Below are 24,771 nucleotides of genomic sequence, written 5' to 3'. Positions count from 1 at the left end.
TGCGGAGAGGCGGACGGGAAACCGTCCGTCTTTTCTGAATGGTGCGCCTGGAGGGATTCGAACCCCCGACCAATGGCTTCGGAAGCCACTACTCTATCCGGCTGAGCTACAGGCGCTGATGCTGCGGTCGGGCATTGTAGCGGGAATCCCCGGGGCGGCCTAGCCTCAGTGTCAGGCCCTGGCCGCCAGGGGCTCAGCGCCGGCCGCCGTGGCGCGAAGGCTTTCCCTGTAACGTCGGCTGCACGGCAGAACCGTGCCGTCGGCCATGTGCAGGCGGGCTTCGCCCGCGTCCAGCGGCTCGATCGAGGTGACCTGAGCCAGTTGCACCACGTAGCTCCGATGCGCGCGGACGAAGACGGCGGGGTCGAGCTTGGCCTCCAGCGCGGCCAGGGTCGTCCGCAGCGGGTAGTCGCGACCGCGCACCCGCAGATTCACGTAGTTCCCCGACGCCTGCGCCCACTCGATATCGGCGGTGGCCACCAGGAAGTCACGTCCGAGCTTGCGGACGAGAAAGCGCTCCGGGCGGTCGACCGGCTCCACGGGCGGCCCTTCATCCGGGATGTCGAGCAGACTGGCCTCGCCTTTGACGTGTCGGCCGAACCACTCGACCATGTGGCCGACGGCGACGATCGTAAAGAACGTGCGGATGTCCTTCAGATATTCGTAGACGAACTGCAGGCCCAGCGACCCGGGATCGTAGTGGGCGCCGCCGAGCGTGAAGCCGAGCAGCCGGAGCAGGTCCATGCCGACGACGTGACCCACGCACCAGGCGAGGCTGCCCACAAAGTAAAGCGGCAGATAGCGTCGCCACGTATCCGCATGCAGCGGCCAGCGGTCGCACGCACGCAGCAGGAAGGGCAGCATGAGCAGCGAGACGAGGACGCTGCTGAATTCGTTGACGGCGATCTGCCAGGTGGCGACGTGGATGTCGTAACGGTCCGCATCGATCCGCGCGGTCATCGTGTTGCCGATCGCGGCCGCACCGAAGACCGTGCCCCAGAAGACGATCATGAAGAGGCGACGACGGCGGTGAGCCTGGTCGAGTTCTTTGCCGGGAGGTGTGGGGGTGGCTTCCATCCGCCGGATGATAGCCGTGTCGCGGGTTGGAATCGCCCGCGGGGCGCGCTCCTACGTAAAGAAGAAGGGCCCCTTGCGGGGCCCTTCGGTGCATCACTTGGTCTTGTAAAGCTCGCCCAGCCAGTCGGGCTTGCTCTTGTCGCGTTCCAGGTGCGGGTACATCAGGCCGCCGTGGTAGTCGATCTTGATGGTCTTGTAGTCATCGAAGTTCTTGACCAGCAGCTCGATCGGCGCCTTGTCGGTCTTCGCGGTGGTGACGGCTTCCTTCAGCGCGTCGCCATCGAATTCCTTGTTGTTGACCGCGACGATGTGCATGCCCGGAGAGAGGCCGGCATTGAAGGCCGGGCCGTCCCAGCGCACGTCGGAGATATCGCCCTTGGACGACACGGCGAAGCCGGCCGAATAGGTGAGATCGACGTAGTGACGACGGCCTTCGAACGCCTTGACCGCTTCCGACGGCTTGTCGTTGTAGACGAGCTTCCAGCCGCCGCGCTCGATGCCTTCCAGGTCGCCCTTGTGACCGTCGATGCGGTCGTGCAGGTAAGTCGCCCAGTCGTACGGCGAAATGCCGTTCAGCGTCGAGACCACGTCTTCGAAGGTATACGGATTGACCTTCCAGTCACCGTCCTTCATGCCGAAGAAGGCCTTGGCGAAATCGTCGAGGCTACGCTTGTTTCTGGTCAGTTCGCGCAGCTTGGTGTCGACGTCGAGCCAGACCATCTGGCCGCCCGAATAATAGTCTTCACTCATCTGGTAATTGCGATACGACAGCGGACGACGCTGCGCGATCGTCGGATCGTTGGTCGTGTCACCGATGGTGCGCCAGGACAGACCCGGGCGACCCTTGTCGTACGTAGCGGCGACGAGTGCGAGCACGTCACGCGCCTGATCCTGCGAAACGAGGCCCGAGCGTGCGGCGACGACGTTGCCCCAGAACTGCGTCTGGCCTTCATACACCCAGAGCAGGCTGTCGCCCATCGGCACGTTGAAGCTCGGCGTGGCGAGGTCGGCGCCGCGACGGTATTTGCCGTCCCATGAGTGGTTGTACTCATGCGAGAGCAGGTCGCGTCCCAGCCAGCTCTTGTCCCACTCCGTGAAGTAGTTGGGCTGTGCGCTGTTTTCGGACGAACGGTGGTGCTCCAGACCGATGCCGCCGAGCTTGTCGGTCAGCGCCAGCAGGAAGTCGTAATGGTTGTAGTGACGCGCACCGTAGAGCTTATCCATCTGCTGGACGAGCTTGCGGTGGATCTCGAGCGCTTCGGGCTTGATCTCGAGCGCCTTCGCGTTGTCGGCCACGATGTTCAGGTGCACCGGCGACTTACCGTTCGGGTCGAGATCGACTCGCTTGAAATAGCGACCGGCGAAGATCGGCGAATCGACGAGGTCGTCGTAGTTGATCTCCTTGAACGTCACCGTGTCGCCGCTCTTGCTGGCCTGCTCGAGGGCGGTGCCGAACTGGAAACCGGCCGGCAGTTTCACGGACGCTTCGACGTTGACGCGATCGGCGCGGTAGCCGGCCGGATACAGGGAGACCTGGTTCCACTGCACGTTGACGATGTCGGGGGTCATGACGATCCGACCCTGACGCGTGTCCTGCGGGGTCAGCGTCTGAAACTCGACGTCGACCGACGAGGCGCCGGCCGGCACGTCGACGTGGAAGGCGTAGACGTTGTACTCGTCACGCTTCCACTCGAGGCGCTTGCCGCCGGCGGTCACGATGAGACCAGCGAACTGGTCGATCGGGCCGGTCGGCGAATGGTGGCCCGGGATCCACTCGGGGAACAGCAGGGTCAGCGGACCGGCCTGCGCGGGGATGGATTCCTTGACGCGGAAAATGCGGTGATCGGTGTCGGTGGCGTCGACGGCGAGCTTGACGGTACCGGCGAACGCGACGTCCTTCGGCGGCGGAACATCGTCCGCGCGGACGGCGGTGGCGCCTGCGCTGGCCAGGGCGGCCAGAAGCGCGGAGGCAAGGATGGTGGATTTCACTGGAATTCTCCCGTGGAGCGTGTGGATCGCCCGGCCATCCCTGCGAGCGGGTCGGCGCGGTCCCCTGCGGTCCGCGCAAGCCTTCGATGCTAAACGTCATGGTCCGGAGCGCCCTATGCCAGAGGTCACGGTCACGGCACTCAGAATTCTCGTAAAATGCCGCGCCCGCCCATGCGGGACCGTACGGCGCCGGAGCCGACGGACATCATCAGGAACAGGGAACACCATGCATAAGGTCATGCGCACGGCGGTCGTTACCGCTCTTCTCGCGATCGCTCCGATCGCCGCCCAGGCCGACGGCCAGGCCTTTATCACTGCCTCGGCTGGCAAGTCGCACTACAGCGGGGATACCGGCGAAAGCGGCACGTATTCCTATTACGGCATCGACGCGACCGAGCATGTCGACAAGAAAGACACCGCTTTCGGCGTCACCGGCGGCTATCGCTGGATGATCGACGACGTGTTCTCGATCGGACCTGAAGCCGGCTTCGTCGACCTGGGCAAGTTGTCGGACCGGGTGGATGCGACCTCGCCAGGCCGATGGACGGAGACCGACCGCTCCGAGATCAAGAACAAGGCCGCGCTACTGGGCATCAATGCCAAGTGGATGCTCGGCCATTCATGGTCGCTGGGCCTGCGCACAGGCTTCCTTCACATGTGGTCGCGCCTGCGCAGCGATGTCGACGGCGTCGATCTTTACTATTCGCCGGGCAGCCGCGACCACTATTCGTACAAGAACGCGTCGCACGACAACGGTTTCTACGGTGCGTTGAACGTCGGCTATGACTTCACCCGCAACTTCGGCGTCACGCTGGGTTACGAGCACTACCACGGCGACTACAAGAGCGATGCGGGCAGCATCAGCCAGAAGATCGGCGTGTGGGCGGCGGGGGCTGAGTTCCGGTTCTGAGAAGTAGGTAGTCTCAGGTGCAAAAAAACGGCCGCCTAATGCGGCCGTTTTTTTGGCTAGAAATAAATAGCACCCAGTGCTACCCTAAGCCATGGACGAATGGACGCAAGGCCAGCGGGTGTTCAAGACCGCGTGGTTCGCCAAGATGGCGAAAAAACACCTGATCAGCGACTCGGAGCTACGAAACGCGGCTCGAAGTCATGCGCGGCCAAGCCGATGACCTGGGCGGCGGGGTTTTCAAGAAACGCCTCAACCGCAACATGCACAGGTCTATCGTGGTCGCGAAAGGACGGCGGTACTGGATCTTTGCCTATCTGTTCGCGAAAAAGGATCGGGCAAATATCGACGACTCGGAACTCGCCGCGTTCAGGAAGCTTGCGGCACTTTACAGTCGAAAGGTAGAGCAAGACATCGACAAGGAAGTGGCGATCTCGGAACTCATTGAGGTACGTAATGAACGCTAATCGTAAGCATAAGAGCGACGCATTCGAGGCGATTCACAGCGCCGTGTCCGGAATGCGCAGAGCTGGGACCATCGACAAGGCAACCATGCGGGACTTCGATGATCTCTGCATCGCTACACCCCCAATGATCGACTCGTTGCAGATCAAGCAGCTTCGCGAGCGGAATCATGTGAGCCAGCCGGTATTCGCGCGCTACCTGAATACGAGTGAGAGCACGGTTGAGAAGTGGGAATCCGGGGCCAAGAAGCCTAGCGGCATGGCGCTGAAGCTTCTTGCGGTTGTCGCCAAGCATGGACTCCAAGTGCTGGCCTGATACCTCAGGTCCGCGCCGGAATCTTCAATCCGCGCTCCACGCCAGGCCGCGACGTGCCACGTTCCAGCCACCCGATGACGTTCTGGAAGTCATCGAAGCCCACCAAGTCACGGGCACCATAGAACGTCACCAGATTATTGACCCAGCCCAGCGTGGCGATATCCGCGATGGTGTACTCATCGCCGACGATCCAGTCCTTACCGTCGAGCTGCCGGTCGAGCACTGCGAGCAGTCGTTTGCTTTCCGCGACGTAGCGCTCCAGCGGACGTTTATCTTCGTATTCGCGGCCGGCGAACTTATGGAAGAAGCCGACCTGGCCGAACATCGGGCCGATGGCCGCCATCTGGAAAAAGACCCACTGGATCGTTTCCCAGCGCTTCGCTTCGTCCTTCGGCAGGAAGCGGCCGGTCTTCTCCGCGAGATAAAGGAGGATGGCGCCTGATTCGAACAAGCCAAGTGGCTTTCCACCCGGACCGTCCGGGTCGATCATCGCAGGGATCTTGCCATTCGGATTCAGCGACTCGAACTCCGGCAGCTTGCTCTCGTTCTTGCCGATATCCACGAGGTGGACCTCGTAAGGAATGCCCAGTTCTTCGAACATGATCGATACCTTGACGCCGTTAGGCGTGGGCAGCGAGTAGAGCTGGATACGATCGGGGTGTGTGGCAAGCCAGCGCGACGTGATCGGGAAGGCGGATAGGTCGGACATGAGGCATACCTTTGGGCCATAAAGCAGCAAAGGTAGGCCTCCTCCCCTTATTTGGGAAGCACCCGCGGTCCGACGCGGACGGGCAGGAAATACACCTTCCCGTTGAGTTCGACGATGCGCTTCACGTCGACGAAGCAGCCGCGCATGCCTGCATCCACACGAGCGGATACCTCGTAATCCGCCCCTTCGTCGACATGGAATTGCCCGTCGACGGGACCGCATGACTGACGCGTACCGGGTGCGTATTTGCTACCGGGTGTACGCAAATCGTAAGTAAACCAGACTTGTACATCCTGATCGGCCTCGACGTAGTATTCGTCGGCCCAAGAGGTCGGCTCTTCGTGGTCCGGCATCCCGAGTTTCTGGCGCGATCCGGGATACAGCACGCCATGTGCGACGAAGCCGCCGTGCCGACCGCCCGGCTGTCGCTTCGGCGTCACGATAAGGTCGCCGCCACCGCCAATGACGCGAATCCTCGCACGTGGCCCATCGGTGGGCTCTGTCGCCCTGGGTACGAACACCGTGCACGCGCTCAACTGGACTACCGCTGCGGCAGCCAACATCCATTTCCGATACATCATTACCACCTGCTCCCTGAAATCCCTGATTGACCGATCCGGACCGCTGTGAGGCGGCGACCGACTTCCGGTCGCTTTTAGCGGCGGCCGCAAGGAATTCTTTAGTCAAAAAGCAGATCCCCGTGATGAGAGGCGATATCGCCCGTACGCGCCTGGCGTCGATGCGCATCGGCTTTGCCCTCACGCCGACTACTGATCTCTCGCTCGACGTTTCGCGCTATACGCTCGCGGGAGCCCGCATCCGGCCAGGCGGCAAACGCATACACGTTCATACGATTCACGCCGGCGTGGATATGCGTTTCTGAGGCCCTGGCCGCGCCGGAGCGCCCCCTGGCGCCGACGCAGCCGACCGGACGTTCTTTCGAAAAGGCCGTCTAAACCCCTATACATCCCCGTAACTTTTCTATATAACCGATAGCAAGTGCTGCGACGCAGCACGTGAAGTCTTCTGAAGGGAAGCGACGCGCGGATGCGCGTTTACGCGGCTCGTTCCGCGCTGACAACGCGCGTTGTCAGCGTCGGAGGCGTGCGCCAGGGTTTGCCTTTATCAGCCATTACGGGTGCCGCGCCGCGGCCACCCGTGCATGTCCGTGCGTCCAAACAGATCCAGGGAGACGTTTCTTCATGCTTAGCCGTAACAAGCCCTTGAACAAGTCCGCGCTGGCCATCGCCCTCGCAATCGTCGCGAATCCCGCCGCCTTCGCCCAGTCCACCACCGGTGGCATCTTCGGCCAGGCGCCTGTCGCTGCCGGCGAGACGGTCGTCATCACCAGTGACACCGGTATCACCCGCGAAATCGCCGTGGATGAGCGCGGCCGTTACTCGGCCGGCCAGCTGCCGCTGGGCACGTATACGGTATCCCTGCGCGCCAATGGTCAGACCGTCGACACGCGCCAGAACGTCGTTCTGAAGGTCGGCGCCGGTACCGAAGTGTCGTTCGCTCCGGCCGAGGCACAGACCACCGACATGTCCGGCGTCTCGGTCTCCGCTTCCGCGCTGCCCAAGATCGACGTATCGACGATCGATTCGCGCACCGTCGTCACCTCGGAACAGCTGGCACGCCTGCCGCTGGGCCGTAACTCGGAAGCCATCGCACTGCTCGCGCCCGGCGTGGTGCAGAACGGTGGCAGCTTCAAGGGTCCGACCGGCAATTCACTGGTGAGCTTCGGTGGTTCGGCCGCGAGTGAGAATGCCTATTACGTCAACGGCTTTTCGACCACCGACCCCCTGCGTGGCTTCGGCGGCCTGTCGTTGCCGTATGGCGCGATCGAGCAGCAGGAGGTCTACACCGGCGGATACAGCGCCCAGTATGGCCGATCCGACGGCGGCGTCATCAATGTGGTCGGCAAGCGCGGCACCAATGAATGGCACTTCGGCACGCAGGTGCTGTGGGAGCCGAGCTTCGCGCGCGCCAACCAGCGCAACCGCTACTACGAAAGCGGCCTGCCCGCCTCGCCCCGAGCCGGCAATCTGTACTCGCCCGATAGCGAGAACGGCGGTGACAGCACCACGGTCAGCGCCTATGCCGGCGGCCCACTGATCAAGGACAAGCTGTTTATCTTCGTTGCCGGCGAATACCAGCGACAGGAAGGCAATACCGTCAACCCGGTGAGCGGTTACACGAGTACCAAGCCCTACGTCGATTACCGATACAACTCGCCGCGCTGGTACAGCAAGATCGACTGGAACATCACGGACAACAACATCCTCGAGTTGACCGGCGCGTCGGACAAGTATCAGACCTCGGGCAGCATCTACAACTACGACTACGTCAACCGCGTGCGGCAGGATCGCATCGGCCAGGACGACGATATCAAGACCGGCGGCAACCTGTGGACGGCCAAATACACCGGCTACATTACCGATGATCTGACCGTCAGCGCGCTGTACGGCAAGCTGCATACCACCGACTACGATGCGCCCGGCGGCTACAACTCGAGCCTCACGTACGTCGATGGCCTGGTCAACCAGAACCCGGCGCTCAACGGCGGATCGTCGCGCGGCAACAGCCAGACCGTATCCAGCCTCAGTCCCTCGGGCCGCGGTAACCGCACCACCAATACGCGCATCGACATCACCTACAAGATCGGCGATCACACGATCACCGCCGGTATCGACAACCAGACCGCGGTGGCCATCGACCAGGGCTCGGTGACGTCGGGTCCCGGCGGGTACTCGTGGACGTATGGCCAGTCCGATCCGAACACACCGATTTCCACGGGCCTAGGTGTGCCGGCGACGGCCGGCTTCCCCAACGGTGCCGGCGGTTACTACGTCATCCAGAACATCAACAGCAGTCTCGCCACCGTTCGCTCGACGCAGCGCGCGCAGTACATCGAGGACAAGTGGCAGGTGAACGATCGCTGGCTGCTCTCGTTCGGTATCCGTAACGATCAGTTCGAGAACTTCAACGCGGATGGCGACGCCTTCATCACCCAGCACAAACCGCAGTGGGCGCCCCGCCTGGGAGCCAGCTGGGACGTCTTCGGTGACGCGACCTTCAAGGTGTATGCCAACGCGGGGCGTTACTACCTCGGCCTGCCGCTGAATCCGGCGCTCAATGCCGCCGGCGGCGCGCTGACGACGTCGCAGTACTTCACCTATGGCGGCATCGCGGCCGACGGGACGCCGACCGGCCTTACGGCGATCTCGCCGCCGGTCGCCGCCAACAACACGTTCGGTCAGCTGCCCGATCCGAAGACGGTGACGACGCAGGGCCTCAAGTCCGAGTACCAGGACGAGTTCATCCTCGGCTTCACGAAGACGCTGGGAACCGACTGGGTCTACGGCGCCAAGGCCACGCAGCGCATTCTGCGTAACGCCATCGACGACTACTGCGACATCGACCTGGTGCTGGCCAAGGCTCAGTCGCTGGGTTACGACGTGACCGACCAGAGCAATCCGGTCAGCTGCTGGCTGTTCAACCCCGGTAAGTCCAACACCTTCAACCTGGTGGATACCTCGGGCAATTACGTGAAGGTGCCGCTGTCCAACGAGGAGTTCGGTTTCGATCGCCTGAAGCGCCGTTACTACTCGCTGGAGACCTTCCTCGAGCATCCGTTCGCCGACGGCTGGTATGGCAAGGTCAGCTATACGTATTCGCGCAGCTACGGCAACACGGAAGGCCAGCTTCGCTCGGACCTGTACCGCGAATCGCGCGGCACCGGCCAGACCGCGGTGTCGACCACGCAGGACTGGGACAACTCGTACATCATGGTCAACACCAACGGTGTGCAGAACAACGATCACAAGCACCAGCTGAAGTTCTTCGGCTACTACCAGTTCAGCCCCGAATGGCTGGTCAGCGGCAACCTCAGCATGATCTCCGGTGCGCCCAAGCCCTGCCTCGGCTACTTCGGCGCGGATCGTACCGACCCGGCGGGCTACGGCAACAGCTACCACTTCTGCAACGGCGAGCCCTCCCCGCCCGGCAGCCACGGCCGCCTGCCGTGGGTGCGCCAGGTGGATCTCGGCGTGACCTATCGTCCCGCCTTCGCCGATGCGAAGCTGGCCTTCAACGCCAATGTGTTCAACGTGCTCAACGAGCAGCGGACGATCGGTATCTACCCGAATGGCGAGCAAAGCCCGAACCTGGCGAACCCGCTGTACGGGACGCCGACGGCGGTGCAGCAGCCGCGTTATTTCCGCCTGAGCGTGAATTACGACTACTGAGCCCTGACCCGAAGGACCTGTCTCCGGGGTAGTGCCGCGAGGCACAACACGGGGTTGCCGTTGACGAGAAAGCCGACCAGGCGCAGCCCGGTCGGCTTTCTTGCGTTTAGGCCGCCCGCGCCATAAAGGTCGACTGCGTCACATTCGTGAATGTGACCTTCATCACACTTAGGGCCGCTTTCGGCTAGTCTTGCCGAAAACGTGCCTCGCCTGGATTGCCCGCAAAGCGCATCCGCAAGTTGTGAGTAGCCCACGAAGCGAACGTTTCAGTGCGTTTTACCAGCCAACCGGTCAAAACAAGGAAGCCTCTGAGATGTCCGGAAATTCGATGAAACGCGCCCTCATCGGGCACCTGCCTGCCATCGCGCCGGTCGACCACCTCGTTCACCTGTTCGGCTTCGTGATGCAGCACCGGCGCCTGCCGCGTCGACGACACCCCTTGTTCAACGACGTCATCCATCGCATCAAGGCCTCCACCGAGATCGTGGACCCGTTGCGCGTCTACGTGACCGACAAGGAATTCGTGAAGACCTTCGTCCGCGACCGCGTCGGCGACGAGCACAACGTGCCGACGCATACCGTGTTCCGCCGGGTGGACGACGTCGACATCGATCTCATCCCCGACCGCTGCGTGATCAAACCCACGCATGCGAGCGGGCAGATCGTCACGCGCAAGCATGGTGAGCCGGTCGATATGGCGCGCATCCGCGGCTGGTTCGCGCTGAATTATTACCGGACCTCACGGGAGCGGAACTACAAGAACCTGCAACCGAAGGTGATCGTCGAGCCGTTGATATTCAACGACGCGGAAATCACCGACTACAAGGTGTTCTGCTTCCATGGGCGACCGCGGCTGATTCAGGTCGACTACGGAAGGCACTCGCGGCATGTGCGCAAGTTCTACGACCTGGACTGGCGCGAGCAGGGTTTCGGGCTGGTGTACGAGCGTGGGTCGATCGACTTCGAGCGGCCGGCGAATCTCGACAGGATGCTGCAGGTGGCGACGCGGCTGAGCCAGGGATTCTCGCTGGTGCGCGTGGATATGTATTCGGACGGCGAGTCGGTGTTGATTGGCGAGATGACCAATTGCCCGAGCGGCGCCATGGGCGTGTTCAGTCCGCCGGATGGCGAGCGCCTGGCGTCGGCGATGATCTTTGGCGATCTCACCGACGAGATGCTGCACACGCAGGTGGCTTGAGTTCCGTTGGGCGCACGCTCTTTGTGATCTTGGTGCACGACCGTGCGTAGTCCTTCTCCCAGTCCCACGTAAGCGCTTGCTGAGAAGCACGGGCGGGTGCGCGTAACCACTTGCGCTGGCGATTGAATTCTCGCCCTGAGGCTGTCCGATGGCCCCCTGTCGATGCCGTCGTCCCCCATCCTCGTGATGGCGCACTCCGCCTAGACTGCCGTCGCCTCCACGGCCCGTCGGCGCACCGCCCGACGGAATGCTGCACGCTTCACAAGGATGCCTCATGCAAAAGGTCTTGCTCGTCACCACAGCCGCCCTGGCTCTGACAGCCGCTTCCTTCACCGCCGCCGCCAACCCGGCCGGCGCTTTCCTCCGTGCCGATATCGGCAAAGCTCGCTACGCCGTACCGAGCAAGCTCTATGACGGCAAGTCCGCACGCGCCTATGAACTCGGTGGCGGTTATCGCTGGGGCATGGGTGAACACGTCGCCCTCGGTGCCGAGCTTGGCTACGCGGACCTGGGCAAGGTGAAGTACCGCGCCACGGGCACGCACCGGTACGGCAGCCGGACGTATCCGCTGAGCACGCGAAGCGAGATCGGATCGCGTGCCGTACTCATCGGCGCCAACCTGAAATGGGAGCTGCCGCAGAGCTTCTCCGTCACCGGCCGCGCCGGTATCGCCCGCATGCGAACGCAGCACTGGAGCCACACGCAGGCTGGCCCGGGTTCGGACTATTACCGTGGGACGCTCAAGGGCGGCAGTCGTTATCTCGGGCTTGGGGTGGGGTATGCGGTGACGTCGCATCTCGACGTTGGCATCGATGTGACGCGTTACACCTCACAGATCTCCGGGATTGCTTCCAGACATCGGACGCTGTCGACGCGCGTGCTCGGCATGGCGATCGAAGCGCACCTGTAATGGCATGGCCACCGTGCGGAGCCTCGCTCGCGCACGGTGGCTCGCTACCGGATCAACCCGGATGCGGGGCGCTCGTGAAGGTAGCCAGCTGGGCAGCGAACGCGCGTTGATAGGCGGGTCGCGCCTCGGCGCGCGCTACGTACGCGGCCAGCCGGGGAAACTCGTCGAGCACGCCGGACGGCCGTGACCGCAGAAGCACCGACGCCATCACCAGGTCACCCGCGCTGAATGCGCCGTCGAGCCAGTCGGCATCGCCGAGGCGGGCGGACAGCTGGACGAAACGATCGCGGATGCGGTCCATGATCAGCGGGAGGCGTTCCTTCGACCAGGGTTTGTCGCCTTCGAGAAACCTTGCCGTGACGAGCTCGAGCATGGGTGGCTCGACGGTGTTGATCGCGGCGAACATCCAGGCGATGGCGCGCGAGCGGGCATCGGGGTTTGTAGGAAACAGGCCCGGGTGGCATTCGGCAATGTGGAGGACAATTGCGCCGGTTTCGAAGAGGGCCAGGTCGCCTTCTTCGTAGGTGGGGATCTGGCCGAAGGGGTGCAGGGCAAGGTGCGCGGGTTCTTTCAGGGCGCGGAAGGAGACAGGGCGGACTTCGTAGGGCTGGCCGACTTCTTCGAGGGCCCAGCGGACGCGGGTGTCGCGGGAGAGACCTTTGCCACCGTCGGGGGAGCGTTCGAAGGCGGTGATGGTGATGGTCATGGGCGGGGGCCCTTCTCGCTGTGTTGCCGCACGTTAGCACGGCGATTCGCCAGACGTTGCGCCGACGAGCCGAAGATTCAGCGCTTATTGACTGGCATTTACTCGATATCGACCATCGGGGCGCCTCCGGTGAGTGCGCGAATGAGATCGAAGACTGACCAATTCGACGATCGGTAAACCGTAGCCAGTTCAGGCCAGGCCGTCGTCCCGCGAGTGACTTACCCAGTCACCTCGACCTCGTCGACAAACAATTGCCCGCGGTCGTGGAGAAACCGCATAGATCCATGATCGGTGGTGAAATCAGCTATCCAGTTACCGAAGTTGTCAGGCGACGCGGCAACCGCTTGCACACCGTAGACCTCGACCTTGGCGCGCCTTGAGGCGCGGAGCACTTGCACTATCTCGTGCGACACAGGAAGCTCCGACTGGAGCAAATCGCCATCGGCTAACCACGCGTATCGCGCAGCGAAGGAATAAAGAGCTCACAGCCTGTCACCTTCAGGACCGACCAGGCACGCTGAAGGTTTGTCGCATCAGAACTGCCATAAAGCTTTATGTACAGTTCTTCCAAAGCGCCGTCCGCTGCGTGGATCGCCGACAACTCGACAAGTCCCGCTCCGTACTTCTCGGCTTCGTCATACGAGTCAATGAAATCGAGACCGAGTTCGCGAATCAGGCCTTCTTTGACTTCGGGAGATACAACCCCGTGGTGAAGAAACGTCCATCCATCTGTATCCAGGCGTTTGGTGGATCCACGCGGAATGACAAAAGCTGCGCTGTATCTGCCCCTCATCGGGACCGCTCCTTGAACGGACCCATGTCGGATATAGGCCTCACACGTAATCCTCAGTCGCGGAAATCAACAAAATCGCTCAAGGGCATACATCTCAATGCGGCGCCCTTTGCTGCGGGCTACGGGACGACCGTCACTCAGCGGATCGCCCGATCGGTCACTTCCGCCTGTCACGACCGTAGTAGCCCAGGCACATTAGAACGAACATCGAGAGGCCACATGTCTCACCCGACTTGGCCGCCTGCAAAGCCATGGTACGGAACAGGGGCCAATCAACATTGACACCTCGAACAATGCAATAGATGCCGCCTCCGGCCAGCACAACGATAAAGGTAAGCAGGAAGAAGATGCCACTTACTAGTACAGCCTTGAGAAAGAAATTCAATTCAATGGGTCCATCTTGCATCGCACGCTGACCGTGACCTGCCCCCAGCCGCCGTACCAGTGATCACTGTGAAAGTCCGGGGTTGAAGATTACTGCGTTGTTGTTAGATTGTGCGCGGTGGTGGGCAGCGAATTGCGATGGTGGGATGCGGCCACAGCTGCTATGGGGCCGAACCTCGTTGTAATCCCGACGCCAGGGTCCAATGACGTCACGCGCTTGGGTTAGTGACGTGAACCAGTGCTCGTTGAGACACTCGTCGCGGAACCTGCCGTTGAAGCTTTCGATGTAGCCGTTCTGCGTGGGGCAGCCCGGTTCGATGAGGATGTGCTCGATGCCGTGCTGCTGCGTCCAAGCGATAAAAGCGCGACTGGTGAATTCCGACCCGTTGTCGGTTCGTATGGGGCGTGGATAGCCACGAAAGCAGGCCGCCTGATCGAGAAGCCGCACGACATAGGCACCGCTGATGCCATGGTCCACGGCGATGTCCACGCTCTCACGAGTGAAGTCATCGACTACGGTCAGACACTTGATCCGGCGCCCGTTGGCTAGTGCGTCGAAGACAAAGTCCATGCTCCAGGCGTCGTTCGGCCGACACGATGCGCGCAGCTTATGGCGCTCGCCGACTGGACGCTTCGCCTTACGGCAACGGCGCACCGACAGCTTGGCCTCCTGACGACGTCCCCCCGCCTTCAGTAGCGGTCCGGTTTGAGTCCGGAATTACTGTAACTGTTTTGCATAGGCGGCGGGCGTCAGTCCGCCCAGTGCTTTTTTCGGTCGCTCCTCTTTGTATTCACGGCGCCAGTTTTCGATTTCTGTGCGGCGTGCAGAAGGCTGGGAAACCAGTGCTCGTTGAGGCATTCATCGCGTAGCCGTCCGTTGAACGATTCGATGTAGGCATTCTGGTTCGGCTTGCCGGGCTCGATATGCCTCAATTGCACGCCACGGTCGTGAGCCCAGGCGACCATCGCCTTGCCACAGAACTCCTTTCCGTTATCGCTACGAATTACCCTGGGTAGGCCGCGCGTGACGGCTAGGCGATCCATGACGCGCGTCACGCCGATGCCCGAGATGGCTCGCTCGATTTCTATGGCGACAGCCTCATGCGTCGCGTCGTCGACGATCGTCAGACATTTGATGACGCGGCCCTCGGCGGTGCGGTCAAACACGAAATCAATCGACCAAACCTCGTTCGCAGCCGCCGGGCGAAGCAGCGGCTGCCTTTCGGCCGGCGGGACTTTCTTTCGCTTGCGCCGCCGCACCTGGAGGCTGGCCTCCTGATACAGGCGCTCGACCCGCTTGTAATTCACTGCGTGTCCGGCCTGGCGAAGCTTCAAATAGATCATGCCCACGCCATAGCGTTTATGGCGATTCGCCAGCGCGAAGATCATCTCGCGGAGTCCGACGTTACGGTCCGGGCGCGGCTCGTAGCGGTAGGCGCTTGCGCTCATGTCGGCAATCGCCAGCGAACGGCGCTCGCTCAACTCTCGGCCGACAAGATAGCGCACCAGCTCACGCCGGTCCGGTGCGCTCATCATTTTTTTCGCAGGGCATCCTTGATGACCTCATTTTCCAGAAGCTGCTCGGCCAGCAGCTTCTTCAGCCGGCCGTTCTCAGTCTCCAGGTCCTTCAGTCGCTTGGCCTCCGGCACGCTCATACCGCCGAACTTGCTTCGCCACAGGTAGTACGAGGCTTCACTGAAGCCGTGCTTGCGACACAGGTCTTTGACCGCCATGCCGGCCTCGACCTCGCGTAGGAAGCCGATGATCTGTTCTTCGGAAAAGCGTTTCTTCACATCCAATCTCCTTCTCGTGGGGGATTGGACTCGAAACCGGGCCGCTACTCAAATCTGGGGGGACGTCGCCCTAAGCCTAATCAGTCACCGGCCCATTCATCTCCATTTATCCGAAATAAGGGTGAAATACATCCACGGCATGCCCTCCGCGTCGAAGAGAGCGTCTATCTCGAGCAGGAGTGATTCGCTATGCATTCCTTTCGGTGCTACATATCTGCAGTTCAAGCCACCGGCCGAGGGCTCCGGTATTACACAGATGCGAATCGAACGGATCAGCGGGCGACAGGTCTACGACCAAGCTCCTCAGGGCCATCGCGGGCATTGCAGTGGATTTGTCGCCACCCCGTAAAATTGTCCCGGTTGTCACTTGCACTTGCCACGTCCAAAGTCGCCCCGGCGCGTTACTGCGAACATCGCGACGCTACACGACTCGTCGCCCTTGGCCGCCTGCATCGCGACGCCGAACTGCCACACTAGCGTCGCTTGCGCAAAAACGCTGATGCCGCCGGCTCAAGCGCTCACTTATCACTTTCATCGTGTTCACTTCCCTTCACCTGCTCGCCACCACCCCGGGATTGCCGACCTGCGCCACCGCCATCGGTCTCCGAATTGCCCTTCGGGTAGTGAATTGCCTGAACAAAGGCCATCGCAATGCCCACCACGACGGCAGCTCTCGACGCACGATTCAGGATATAGCGCACAACCACAGCGTCGACTTCAAACCCCCGCATGACGTAGATGAGCAAGTACAGACCTACGCCTAAGACAATCGTCAGGAGCGCGAACATGCCGCCAAAAGCCAAACATTTAAGTAGCTTTATCATATCTTCCCTTTCACTTCGTCTCAGCCGCGGGAGAAGGCTTTTTATCCAGATCTAACAGCGGCCCTAAGAGCTCGCTTATTATCGGACCGAGTACATTTCCTCCGACAGCTGGAGCGAATGAGTTCGCTGTCCTTGTACCGAGCCAAGTCGAAAATTTCTCTCCGGCCAAGTAACCGCCGCCTGCTGTTGCTCCAGCGGCTACTGTATTCAAAGCAACGCTTTTGTTTTCATTGTATTGCCAATTGTTGTACTCGGTTTGCACGAATCCACCCGCCGACCCGACAGCAGTATTCCACCAAAAGCCGCCCCCAGCCCCTAGGCTCCCCGTAGCGGTTGCAACGAGCACATTGCTTACGCGTACGGGCTCTCCTTGAGAGTATTGAGACGCCGCATTTACACCTCCGGCGATCAGGCCCGCTCCAGCTCGCGCCGCGAGTGTCGACTGAATCATGCTCATGACGGTCTGACCTTGGCCAGCGACGTTGATCGCGCTCGTTCCAGCAAGACCACCGGCGAGTGCCAGCTGAGCATTGAAGCTCAAGAACTGCGCAGTGTCCCTTTTTTCCCATGCGTCATAGCGCTCCGGATAGCTCGCACCCACGTAATATCCTCTGAGGGCTTTTTCGACGGCCGAATCACCAGTTGGATTCATAGCTTCAAGAACGTAACCCATCGCCCTCTGATCTTGCACAAGCATCGCCGATCCTAATGTTGCATCTGACTTATCGTCGCCCCACGAAGACAGATCGTATCGCAATCCCTGGGCACCAAAAGGAGTGTTGTAATAGAGGAAAATCATTGCATCGGTTCGCGATTGTTCTGTGTCCACAGTGCCGATGTATCGCGCGCTGAAGTCATCATTTTCCGCCATGGCGGCACGAATAAGTAAGCCACGAGCCTCATCCTCTGATATACCTTTCGCTTCCGCATATTTTGCGGCCACGCCGTCAGCAATGAAGGTCACCAGTTCTGGATGTATTTGCCGATTGTACTTATCTCCGTTCAGCGCCACGGCCGCGCCGGAACCTTGTCCAGAAACCCCTCCAATGGCGGCACTTCCCAGTTCCATAAGGGCATTCCAGTCCTCACTTCCCGGCGCCACGCCTTGCTCAAATAGAAACTGCTGCATCGCCTTCGATGCCGCTTCGCTGGTCGCACCGCCAACGGTGCCCTGGATCGCATTGCCGCCACCAAGCGACGCCATCACCGCACCCACCAACCCGTGCAGAATGACCTTGTTACGACCGCCATCACCCCAGGCCGCACGCTCGGCATCGGACGAACTGTGGTTCTGCATGTATTGGGCGAGATCACCCACTCCACGCATACCCGTGTAGCCCGCCAGGCTGGTCAGCTCCTGCTGCTCAGCAACTTTCTCCTGATCGAAGGCATTCTTAAGCGCCTCGTTCTCCAGCGTCGGATTCCGATCCAGGTCGCTCAGATCCTTACCCGGGTCGTTGCGAACAATAATGGTCCCGCCCGCGATACCCGAATGGGTATCGCTACTCACATTGTCATGCTGCGGCGTCATAGCACCCACTGCAGCACCGACCGCCCCGGAGATATTGCTCGCCATCGTGCTGCCGCCACTGACCGTGACCTGGCTCGCCTTGTACTTCGACTCGTTATGCAGATCCTCGTAAATCAGATCGCCCGTGCTGAGGATGTTCTTCGACGCATCGGCACTGCTGGCAATCTGCCCACCGATCAGATGCGTGGTTCCGCCCACGTCCAGCTGGAAGCCGCCGTCCCCCGCCTTGACTCCGCTGACCTCACTGACACTCTGATAGTGGCTATCGATCTTGCCCTGGCTGTAATAGCCACTCGCACTGACAAAGCCGCTCTGGGTCAGGCCAAACATCACCTTCGCCCCGGCCTGCATCGTCTTGCTGGAGAAGTCGTCGGTATCCTGCTCGCTGCGGATCGTCAGGTTGTTGCCGATGTTGGCGATAACCTGATTGCCCTTAAGCTGGGCGCCCTGAATCGTAGTGTCGTTGCCACTGATCAGCGTCAGCACATTGTCGGCGTTGATCGTCGTCTCGGCATGCGTGATGCCGTTGCCGCGCGCCTTGCCGCTGCCAATGCTTGCCTCGGCATAGATACCGAAACCGTCCGTGCCGAAGCTGACCCCCACGCCACCGCTGCCGTTCTTCGAATCGTTCTTGAGTGAATGATTCTCCGCCTGGCTTAGCAGATTGATGTCATGGGCGGCCGCGAGGGCGACGTTGTCGCCGATGACTTCGCTGCCGATGATATTGAGGTCGCCACCGGTCGCGGCGATGGTGACGTCGCCGTTGCTACGGATGTGACTGCCGAACGCCGTCTCGTCGTGGCTGGTGGTCTTGCTGCTCGCACTCTTACCGCCGATGCCGACCTGGACGTTAATGCCTTCCTGGCCAGCACCGCCCTTGCCTGCGCCGATGCCCTGCGTCTTATACGTATCGAGGATGTCCTTGCCGTCGTAGTAGGCCTTGGCGGCGTAGAGCGCTTTCAGCCGGTCATCGTCGACCTCGCTGCCCCGCTTCACTGAATTCCGCGCGTCCATCGCCAGCTCGACCATGGAACCACCGAGACCCACCGTGATGCCGCCTTCGTTATGCCGCTGAAACTGCGTCGTATCCGACGTATCCACCGCCGCATCGATCGTCACGTTTTTGGCGACGATCGTAGTCGCCTTGTTGCTGATGACGTCGGTGCCGGTCAGGTGCAGGTTATTGCCCGCCGTGAGCGTGACCTTCCCATCCGTCGAGCCGACCAGGCTGCCGGTGTGGGTGATCTCCGTATCGCTCTGGCCCTGGTTGTCCTTGACCTTGCCGTAGTGATCGTTGAGGCCCTGACGCGAGAAGCCGGTATACGTGACGGACTTGTCCTGGCCCGTGCTGTACGTGCTCTCGGCCGTGGTCAGGGTGAGGTCGTTACCGGCAGCGAGCAGGACGTCGTTGGTCGCGGCAATCTGCACGCCTTCACCGACGATGTTACGACCCGCCGCCGCAGTCACGCTGTCGCCGCTGAGGGTGGTGCCGTGGGCGATGGTTTGGGTCGTCGAGGAATCGCGGTCGGTTGTCTTGCCCTGCAGCATCGGCGCCAGGCCGTGATTCAGGACGAAGCCCGACTTCTTGACCGTCGACTCGTGCGATTCGCTGCAGCTGTCGTGCGTGGCTTCGAGGTTGATGTCACGACCCGAAGCCAGCGCGATCGCGCCGCCTGAGGCGAGCTGCGTGCGGAGGAGCGTTGCATCGCGGGATATGAACGCTCTAGGACTTATCCAAACCACCGTGAGCCAGCAGGAGCTGCATCCGCGCAAATCGGGACAGCACACATGGTTTTCCGTCCATATTAGAAACCATGCTTCAATCGAACTAACTGGGCTCTGCAACTTGACGCGGAGCCCCGTCGGTGGATGCAACTCGACGGGATCTAACGCACTGGTTGAACGTGTACGAAATACCGTTGCTAGTCGGAAAAAGGAGCGGAGACCAAAATCTCAGCAATCTCACGCTCCTGCCTATCGCCCCAGTCGGGACGCAACTGCGCCATCAGAAGCACTCTCCGGGAGAAATACACCCGCCTCCAATCCTGCCCTTGAACTCGGTGGTCAAGTTCGAACGCAAGCGCCATCTGCGACACGACCCGATCCATGATCCGGTAAACAAGTTCGTCCGAACTCGTGTAGGAAAGGCGGAAATTCTCGACTCCGCGCTCGGACGATACGTAATTGTACGACCCAGAAGACAGCTCGACGTAAGGAGTTCCATCTGACACAGGCGCCAACGGGATTATCAGGAGCAACGGAGGAGCATTGATCTGGGACCCGAGCCGAGTCACCTCTTCTTGCAAATCCACGATGCTATTCGAACTCACTTGACCTTCCTCAGATATCCATTGTCTAGGAGCCACTGCACATTAACCTTGCCTGGCAAGTTGGGTAGCATTTGCACGCCTCCTCCAGATTGCCCGAACGCAGGAGCTATCTCGCCTTGAATGACAGGCAGTGGCTTAATGACCTCGTACTCACTGTATGGGTTGGCTCTAGTACCTGGTGCTAACGCCCTTTGCTCGTACGTGGTTCCTACGGGAGACAAGAACGACCCTGCCGTATCACCGTAACGATCGAGTCTGGTGCCCACCGCAATGGTATTACTGATTGGCTTATCCGCGAAGCCCATGTTAGCTGGCCAATTCCATGAGCCATCGGCTTTTTGATACTGTGCATATTCGGAATAACCGCCCGCTTCGGCATCGACCGCCCCCGCTATAGGCGACGCCTTCTGCGGGACGTCCTGCGTCCGGGGGAGCGGCGCTGTTCCCATTGCAAGGCGTCCAGCCGCGACTGCCGTAATCGTGTCTGTAAGCGCCTGTGCGTTCTGCGCTGCAGCATCCGACAGCCCTGCGTCTTTCCACATGCCGTACTGCAGTGTCTGATACGACTGCCCAGTCCACCACGTACTTACACCGGCGGAGAAGGAATCGCTTTGCTGCGCGATGTTCACCGCACTTGCGCCGCAAGCAGCTCCCCCGAACTGGCAGAGCTTAGACACCAGAAGCGCGTTTACGAAGCTATTAGTGGCCTGACCCAGACCTTCCAAGCGCTTCGTGCCATTTATGTCAGCCCACGCATCCTCAGCTGCGGCTAGTGGGCCATACTCGAAGAGTCCGGTAGCCTTCAACTCGGCCGCAATCTCGGCTTTCCGGCCGTCAGACATCTGCGCCAGTACGTCATTGTACTGGTCCACAAGTTGCTGCCCCGCAACGGTATAGTGGATACCAGTGTCAGTCAGCACTGTCGCTTGCACCAAACCTCTGCCGTTGACACACGATACGATGACACACGCAATCGCCTGAACCTCCTCCTCGGAGTAACCCTTGCTCCTTGCAAGATTCACGATGGCCGACTGTTCGTCGACATGCAATTCACGATTGTAGAGAGATCCATTTAGGGCGCTCGCTGCGCCTGATCCTCCACCTAGCGCACTGCCAAGGGCTGCACTTGCCGCGGCCAGGAGCTGCCTCCCTTCTGGCTGATCAGGATCAATGCTCTGGCTAACAAGAAACTCAGCCATCGCCTTGCTGGCCGCCTCGGAGCCCGCAGCACCGAGGCCGCCGCCGAGTGCGTCACTTCCTCCCAAGGCGACGCTGGCCGCGCCTACAAGACCATGAAGCAGCACCTTGTTCTGTCCACCGTCCGCCCATTTTGCTTGATCCTCAGTAGTCGTTGCATGCTTGAACATGTAAGCGGCAACGTCGCCCACTGCAGTCATGCCCACTTGACCAGCTAAATTCCCCAACTCCTGGTTTTCGCGGACCTTCTCCTCGTCGTATATAGGTTTGAGGCCCTGTGCGTCGAGGCTGCCGTCACGCTGAAGACTCGCAAGATCAGTAGCCTGATCGCGCGTGATAATTTTCCCGCCAGCAATGCTGGACTGAGTATCACTACTGCTCTTGTCACTCTGAGGAACCGAAAGCCCCGTCGGCGAAAATCCGCCGGAGCCGCCCCCCACACCGAAGCTACTCGCGCTATAGCTTGCCTCGTTGTGAATCGAATCCCAGGTCAATGAGCCTGTATCGAGGATGTTCCTGCTCGGATCGGCTGAGCTGGCGATTACGCCGCCAACCAGGTGAGTATTTCCACCGACGGTGATATCGAAACCACCCTTCCCTGCACCAATCCCGCTGACTTCATTGACGCTATCGTAGTGGCTATTCACCTTGCTCTGGCTATAGCTGAAGCTACCGCCATAGCCGAACGTGACACTTGCTCCGACCTGCTGCTGCTTGCTTGCATAGTCGTCGGTATCTTGTTCGCTTTGGATAAGCAAGTTGCCAACCACATTTGCAAGCACTGAGTCACCCTTCAACTGGGCGCCCTTGATTGTCGTGTCGTTACCCGAGATCAGCGTAAGGTTATCGCTGGCGTTAACCACCGTCTCGGCATGTGTTGTCCCATTACCAACAGCCTTACCCATCCCGGCCGACGCCGAGACGTAGATGCCCGTCTGCGAGCCGACAGAGAAGCCGATTTCGCCACTGCCATTCCGGTTCGTGCTCTTACTGGAATGGTCTTCAGCCTGGCTGAGAAGAGTGAGATTATTGGCAGCCGCGAGCGCAACGTTCTTACCGTCGATGTTGCTGCCGATGACATTCAGATCGCCGCCAGTAGCTGCGATAGTGACGTCGCCGTTACTGCGAATGTTGCTTCCATACGCGCGCTCTTCGTGCGTCTTCGTCTCGCTACTTGCGCTGCTCGCACCAATGCCGACGCGCAGCGAGATACCCGTCGCCTGGCCTGCCGCCTGTGCACCGGCGGCACCACCCCCGGCGTTGTCGTACGCATCGGCTGCGCCACCCAGCGATGCGATCGAATCCATCCCATCGCCTGAAAGACCCATTCCACGGCCCGCACCATCCGAGAACAAGTACTGAGCCGACTGCGCCGCATAGAGGGCCTTTAACCGGTCGTCCTTAACTTCACCTGCCCGGTGCGCCGCACCGTAAGCGCCTTGAATGGCGCTTACGGCACCGCCCGTCAAACCCAACGTGATACCCGCCGTCTGTTTCTTATACGTCTGACGCGTGTCCGCGGTGGCGACGGCGGCATCAACCGTCACATCCTTACCGACGATCGTGGTCCCTTCCTTGCTGAGCACATCGCTACCGGTGATGTGTACCGTGTTACCGGCCGTCAGCGTGACCTTGCCATCCGTGCTGCCGATGACACTACCCGTCGGCGTACTGTCGTTCTCTTCGTAGCCGGTCTGCTCCTTCGACCCGCCAATCATCACACTGAAGCCACCGCCGGACATCAGACCCGATTTGCTGACGGTCTTGTCGTGGGTTTCGCTATGCGCGGTCTCGGCCGTGCCGATGGTCAGGTTGTTTCCCGCGGCCATCACCAGATCGTTGGTTGCACCGATCTGCGCACCCTGCGCAGTGATGTCGTTCCCCGCCGCCACGGTCACACTGTCCCCGCTGATCAGCGTACCGACCGCAAGGCTATCGACCGTCGCGTCGTAAGCCTTTTTCGTCGTGCTCGACATCGTGCCGGACTTGACGCTCTTGGTCTGCTGCTCCCAGGTATGCAGCTCCTGACCGGCATTGAGGTTGACGTCATTCTTTGCCGCCAGGGCGACGCCGCCCGTCTCGCTGGTGATCTTTGCGGCCGTTGCATTGATGTCATGCCCGGCGCTGACGATCACGCCGTTGCTGCCGTCCAGGCTGGTGCCTGTCAGCGTCTGGTCCATCGTGTGGGTCTGGACAGCCTTCTTGCCGTCCTTGGTGTAGCTTTCGCTGCGCTGGGTGTCGGTGATCGCATTCAGCACGACGTTGCGGCCGGCACTGATCGCTACCTGATCCCCCGCCTTAACCTTAGCCCCCTCACTCACCACATCCCGACCCGCCGCGAGCACCGCATTCCCGCCCGCGTCGATCGTCGTCACCGTATGCACGGTGCTCTCGCTGCTCTGCTTTCCACCCTGCGCGGCCGTCGTCTGGCCGATGGCATTGAGGCTCAGGTCACGCCCAGCGACCAGCTGTGCATCGCCGCCCGCCTTGACCGACGTCGCCGTGAGCGAGAGATCGCGCTTGGCCGACAACGACAGATCGCCACCGGCGGACACCGGCACCGCACCCAGCGTCAGGTCGCGACCCGCGCTTGCTGACAAGTTGCCCGTCGCGCTGATCAAACCGCCCGAGGCGAGACCCAGGCGCGCGGCATCCACTGGTGCGATCGTGTCGCCCAGTTTCAGGCCGCCCAGATCGACGCGGCCGATGTCCGCCCCGCTGAGGATGTCATTGCCCGCAGTCAGGCTGACATTGCCGCCCTTGATACTGCCCGCGTTGAGGATGTCCTGCGCGGCGGTGACGCTGAGGTTCCCGCCCGCGCTGAGGTTGCCACCGTTGAGCAGCGTGCCGGCCTTGAGGCTGGCGTTTTCACTCGCGGCGATCGTGCCCGTGTTGGTCAGCGTGCCGGAGGCGTCGAGGATCACCGTCTTGCCAGAGAGGATCGCGCCGTTCTGCGCGACTTCCTGCGCGTGCGCGGCGGACAGGTAGACCACCGGAACCAGCACCTTCTCGCCGTTGACCTCCTGGCTCACCATCCAGACGATGTCCTGCGTGAGGCTGGCCATCTGGCTGGCGGTGAGTGCGATACCGACCGAGAGCTGGAACTCGCCCGACGCCGAGACGCCCGCGTCCATCAGCGCGCGGTATTGCGCCACGGCGTCGGTATTGTCGGTGAGGTAGCGACGACCGGTGAGCGAGGTGATCTGGTCGAGCACCATGCGCTGCTCGTAGAAGCCGTCACCCAGACGCTTCACCGTGCTTTCGCCGTTGAAGCCGAGGCGGTCCATCAGGTAGTCGCTACCGAGGAAACCGGCCTGGCTGGCGAAGCGCGGATCGGTCTCGATCAGGTACGGGCTGGCGCTGCCCGGGTGGGTGGTATACACGCCGTCGGCA

General features: G+C 61.1%; 16 protein-coding genes, 1 tRNA gene and 3 pseudogenes. 7 read left to right on the top strand and 13 right to left on the bottom strand.

The features are described from left to right. Positions 1-39 precede the first annotated feature (39 nt). The 3 genes from FA85_RS11760 to FA85_RS11750 form a co-directional block, all read right to left on the bottom strand. Positions 40-116: transfer RNA gene (locus tag FA85_RS11760), tRNA-Arg, on the bottom strand. A 55-nt stretch (positions 117-171) separates the two neighbouring features. Then, positions 172-1,077, bottom strand: a complete 906-nt coding sequence (locus FA85_RS11755) for a LytTR family DNA-binding domain-containing protein (RefSeq protein WP_036116520.1) — start codon at positions 1,075-1,077, stop codon at positions 172-174. A gap of 93 nt (positions 1,078-1,170) precedes the next feature. Further along, on the bottom strand, positions 1,171-3,066 hold the full coding sequence (locus FA85_RS11750; protein WP_036116521.1) for a M61 family metallopeptidase: 1,896 nt from the start codon (positions 3,064-3,066) through the stop codon (positions 1,171-1,173). 226 nt (positions 3,067-3,292) lie between these two features. Here FA85_RS11750 and FA85_RS11745 point away from each other — a divergent pair, with 226 nt between their 5' ends. The 3 genes and pseudogenes from FA85_RS11745 (at position 3,293) to FA85_RS11735 (ending at position 4,753) form a co-directional block, all read left to right on the top strand. Next, entirely contained in the window at positions 3,293-3,976 is a 684-nt protein-coding gene (locus FA85_RS11745; protein WP_036116523.1) for an outer membrane beta-barrel protein, read from the top strand. Between the two features lie 91 nt (positions 3,977-4,067). Continuing rightward, positions 4,068-4,440: pseudogene (locus tag FA85_RS11740) on the top strand (type II toxin-antitoxin system RelE/ParE family toxin). Then, positions 4,430-4,753, top strand: a complete 324-nt coding sequence (locus tag FA85_RS11735) for a helix-turn-helix domain-containing protein (RefSeq protein ID WP_036116525.1) — start codon at positions 4,430-4,432, stop codon at positions 4,751-4,753. Before FA85_RS11740 ends, FA85_RS11735 begins: the two are co-directional and overlap by 11 nt. A gap of 4 nt (positions 4,754-4,757) precedes the next feature. Here the strand turns inward: FA85_RS11735 and FA85_RS11730 are convergent, their stop codons facing one another. Beyond that, complete coding sequence (locus tag FA85_RS11730) at positions 4,758-5,462, bottom strand: glutathione S-transferase N-terminal domain-containing protein (protein ID WP_036116528.1); 705 nt, start codon at positions 5,460-5,462, stop codon at positions 4,758-4,760. A gap of 47 nt (positions 5,463-5,509) precedes the next feature. Next, the gene (locus FA85_RS11725) at positions 5,510-5,902 is read right to left on the bottom strand and encodes a hypothetical protein (RefSeq protein WP_036116530.1); all 393 of its coding nucleotides are present in this window, start codon (positions 5,900-5,902) and stop codon (positions 5,510-5,512) included. A 167-nt stretch (positions 5,903-6,069) separates the two neighbouring features. On the opposite strand from FA85_RS11725, the gene FA85_RS11720 reads away from it, so the two are divergent. The 4 genes from FA85_RS11720 to FA85_RS11705 all read left to right on the top strand — a co-directional run bounded on the left by FA85_RS11720 (position 6,070) and on the right by FA85_RS11705 (position 11,820). Continuing rightward, positions 6,070-6,345 (top strand): hypothetical protein, encoded by a 276-nt coding sequence (locus FA85_RS11720; protein ID WP_156108811.1) that lies wholly within the window; start codon positions 6,070-6,072, stop codon positions 6,343-6,345. 319 nt (positions 6,346-6,664) lie between these two features. Further along, positions 6,665-9,712 (top strand): TonB-dependent receptor, encoded by a 3,048-nt coding sequence (locus FA85_RS11715; RefSeq protein WP_036116534.1) that lies wholly within the window; start codon positions 6,665-6,667, stop codon positions 9,710-9,712. Positions 9,713-10,040: 328 nt separating this feature from the next. Further along, positions 10,041-10,910 carry an ATP-grasp fold amidoligase family protein gene (locus FA85_RS11710; protein WP_197056532.1) on the top strand — a complete coding sequence of 290 codons (870 nt, stop codon included), beginning with the start codon at positions 10,041-10,043 and terminating at the stop codon, positions 10,908-10,910. A gap of 274 nt (positions 10,911-11,184) precedes the next feature. Then, entirely contained in the window at positions 11,185-11,820 is a 636-nt protein-coding gene (locus FA85_RS11705; RefSeq protein WP_036116539.1) for an outer membrane beta-barrel protein, read from the top strand. 52 nt (positions 11,821-11,872) lie between these two features. Here FA85_RS11705 and FA85_RS11700 read toward each other — a convergent pair whose 3' ends face one another. The 8 genes and pseudogenes from FA85_RS11700 to FA85_RS11650 all read right to left on the bottom strand — a co-directional run bounded on the left by FA85_RS11700 (position 11,873) and on the right by FA85_RS11650 (position 24,761). Beyond that, positions 11,873-12,526 carry a glutathione S-transferase family protein gene (locus FA85_RS11700; RefSeq protein ID WP_036116541.1) on the bottom strand — a complete coding sequence of 218 codons (654 nt, stop codon included), beginning with the start codon at positions 12,524-12,526 and terminating at the stop codon, positions 11,873-11,875. Between the two features lie 445 nt (positions 12,527-12,971). Further along, positions 12,972-13,319, bottom strand: coding sequence for a hypothetical protein (locus FA85_RS11690; RefSeq protein WP_036116545.1), 348 nt, complete (start codon positions 13,317-13,319; stop codon positions 12,972-12,974). A 448-nt stretch (positions 13,320-13,767) separates the two neighbouring features. After that, positions 13,768-14,376 (bottom strand): annotated as a pseudogene (locus tag FA85_RS11680) (IS3 family transposase); the annotation flags it as partial. Positions 14,377-14,421: 45 nt separating this feature from the next. Further along, positions 14,422-15,496, bottom strand: a pseudogene (locus FA85_RS11675) (IS3 family transposase). A gap of 518 nt (positions 15,497-16,014) precedes the next feature. Next, positions 16,015-16,320, bottom strand: coding sequence for a hypothetical protein (locus FA85_RS11665; protein WP_036116550.1), 306 nt, complete (start codon positions 16,318-16,320; stop codon positions 16,015-16,017). Between the two features lie 10 nt (positions 16,321-16,330). Further along, positions 16,331-19,639 carry a hemagglutinin repeat-containing protein gene (locus FA85_RS11660; RefSeq protein ID WP_156108813.1) on the bottom strand — a complete coding sequence of 1,103 codons (3,309 nt, stop codon included), beginning with the start codon at positions 19,637-19,639 and terminating at the stop codon, positions 16,331-16,333. A gap of 134 nt (positions 19,640-19,773) precedes the next feature. Continuing rightward, on the bottom strand, positions 19,774-20,181 hold the full coding sequence (locus FA85_RS11655; RefSeq protein WP_051944077.1) for an Imm63 family immunity protein: 408 nt from the start codon (positions 20,179-20,181) through the stop codon (positions 19,774-19,776). Next, the gene (locus tag FA85_RS11650; protein ID WP_051944078.1) at positions 20,178-24,761 is read right to left on the bottom strand and encodes a hemagglutinin repeat-containing protein; all 4,584 of its coding nucleotides are present in this window, start codon (positions 24,759-24,761) and stop codon (positions 20,178-20,180) included. The genes FA85_RS11655 and FA85_RS11650 overlap by 4 nt, the downstream gene beginning before the upstream one ends. Between the last annotated feature and the right edge of the window lie 10 nt (positions 24,762-24,771).

Source organism: Luteibacter mycovicinus (assembly GCF_000745235.1).
Classification (GTDB): domain Bacteria; phylum Pseudomonadota; class Gammaproteobacteria; order Xanthomonadales; family Rhodanobacteraceae; genus Luteibacter; species Luteibacter mycovicinus.
Note: the sequence above shows the minus strand (reverse complement) of the source record. Positions and strands in the feature narration are given on the sequence as shown.

Excerpts from the sequence above, each read along its gene's own strand:
- FA85_RS11755 (WP_036116520.1), bottom strand. The coding sequence starts at position 1,077 with ATGGAAGCCACCCCCACACCTCCCGGCAAAGAACTCGACCAGGCTCAC.
- FA85_RS11745 (WP_036116523.1), top strand. The coding sequence starts at position 3,293 with ATGCATAAGGTCATGCGCACGGCGGTCGTTACCGCTCTTCTCGCGATC.
- FA85_RS11735 (WP_036116525.1), top strand. The coding sequence starts at position 4,430 with ATGAACGCTAATCGTAAGCATAAGAGCGACGCATTCGAGGCGATTCAC.
- FA85_RS11730 (WP_036116528.1), bottom strand. The coding sequence starts at position 5,462 with ATGTCCGACCTATCCGCCTTCCCGATCACGTCGCGCTGGCTTGCCACA.
- FA85_RS11715 (WP_036116534.1), top strand. The coding sequence starts at position 6,665 with ATGCTTAGCCGTAACAAGCCCTTGAACAAGTCCGCGCTGGCCATCGCC.
- FA85_RS11710 (WP_197056532.1), top strand. The coding sequence starts at position 10,041 with ATGAAACGCGCCCTCATCGGGCACCTGCCTGCCATCGCGCCGGTCGAC.
- FA85_RS11705 (WP_036116539.1), top strand. The coding sequence starts at position 11,185 with ATGCAAAAGGTCTTGCTCGTCACCACAGCCGCCCTGGCTCTGACAGCC.
- FA85_RS11700 (WP_036116541.1), bottom strand. The coding sequence starts at position 12,526 with ATGACCATCACCATCACCGCCTTCGAACGCTCCCCCGACGGTGGCAAA.
- FA85_RS11690 (WP_036116545.1), bottom strand. The coding sequence starts at position 13,319 with ATGAGGGGCAGATACAGCGCAGCTTTTGTCATTCCGCGTGGATCCACC.
- FA85_RS11665 (WP_036116550.1), bottom strand. The coding sequence starts at position 16,320 with ATGATAAAGCTACTTAAATGTTTGGCTTTTGGCGGCATGTTCGCGCTC.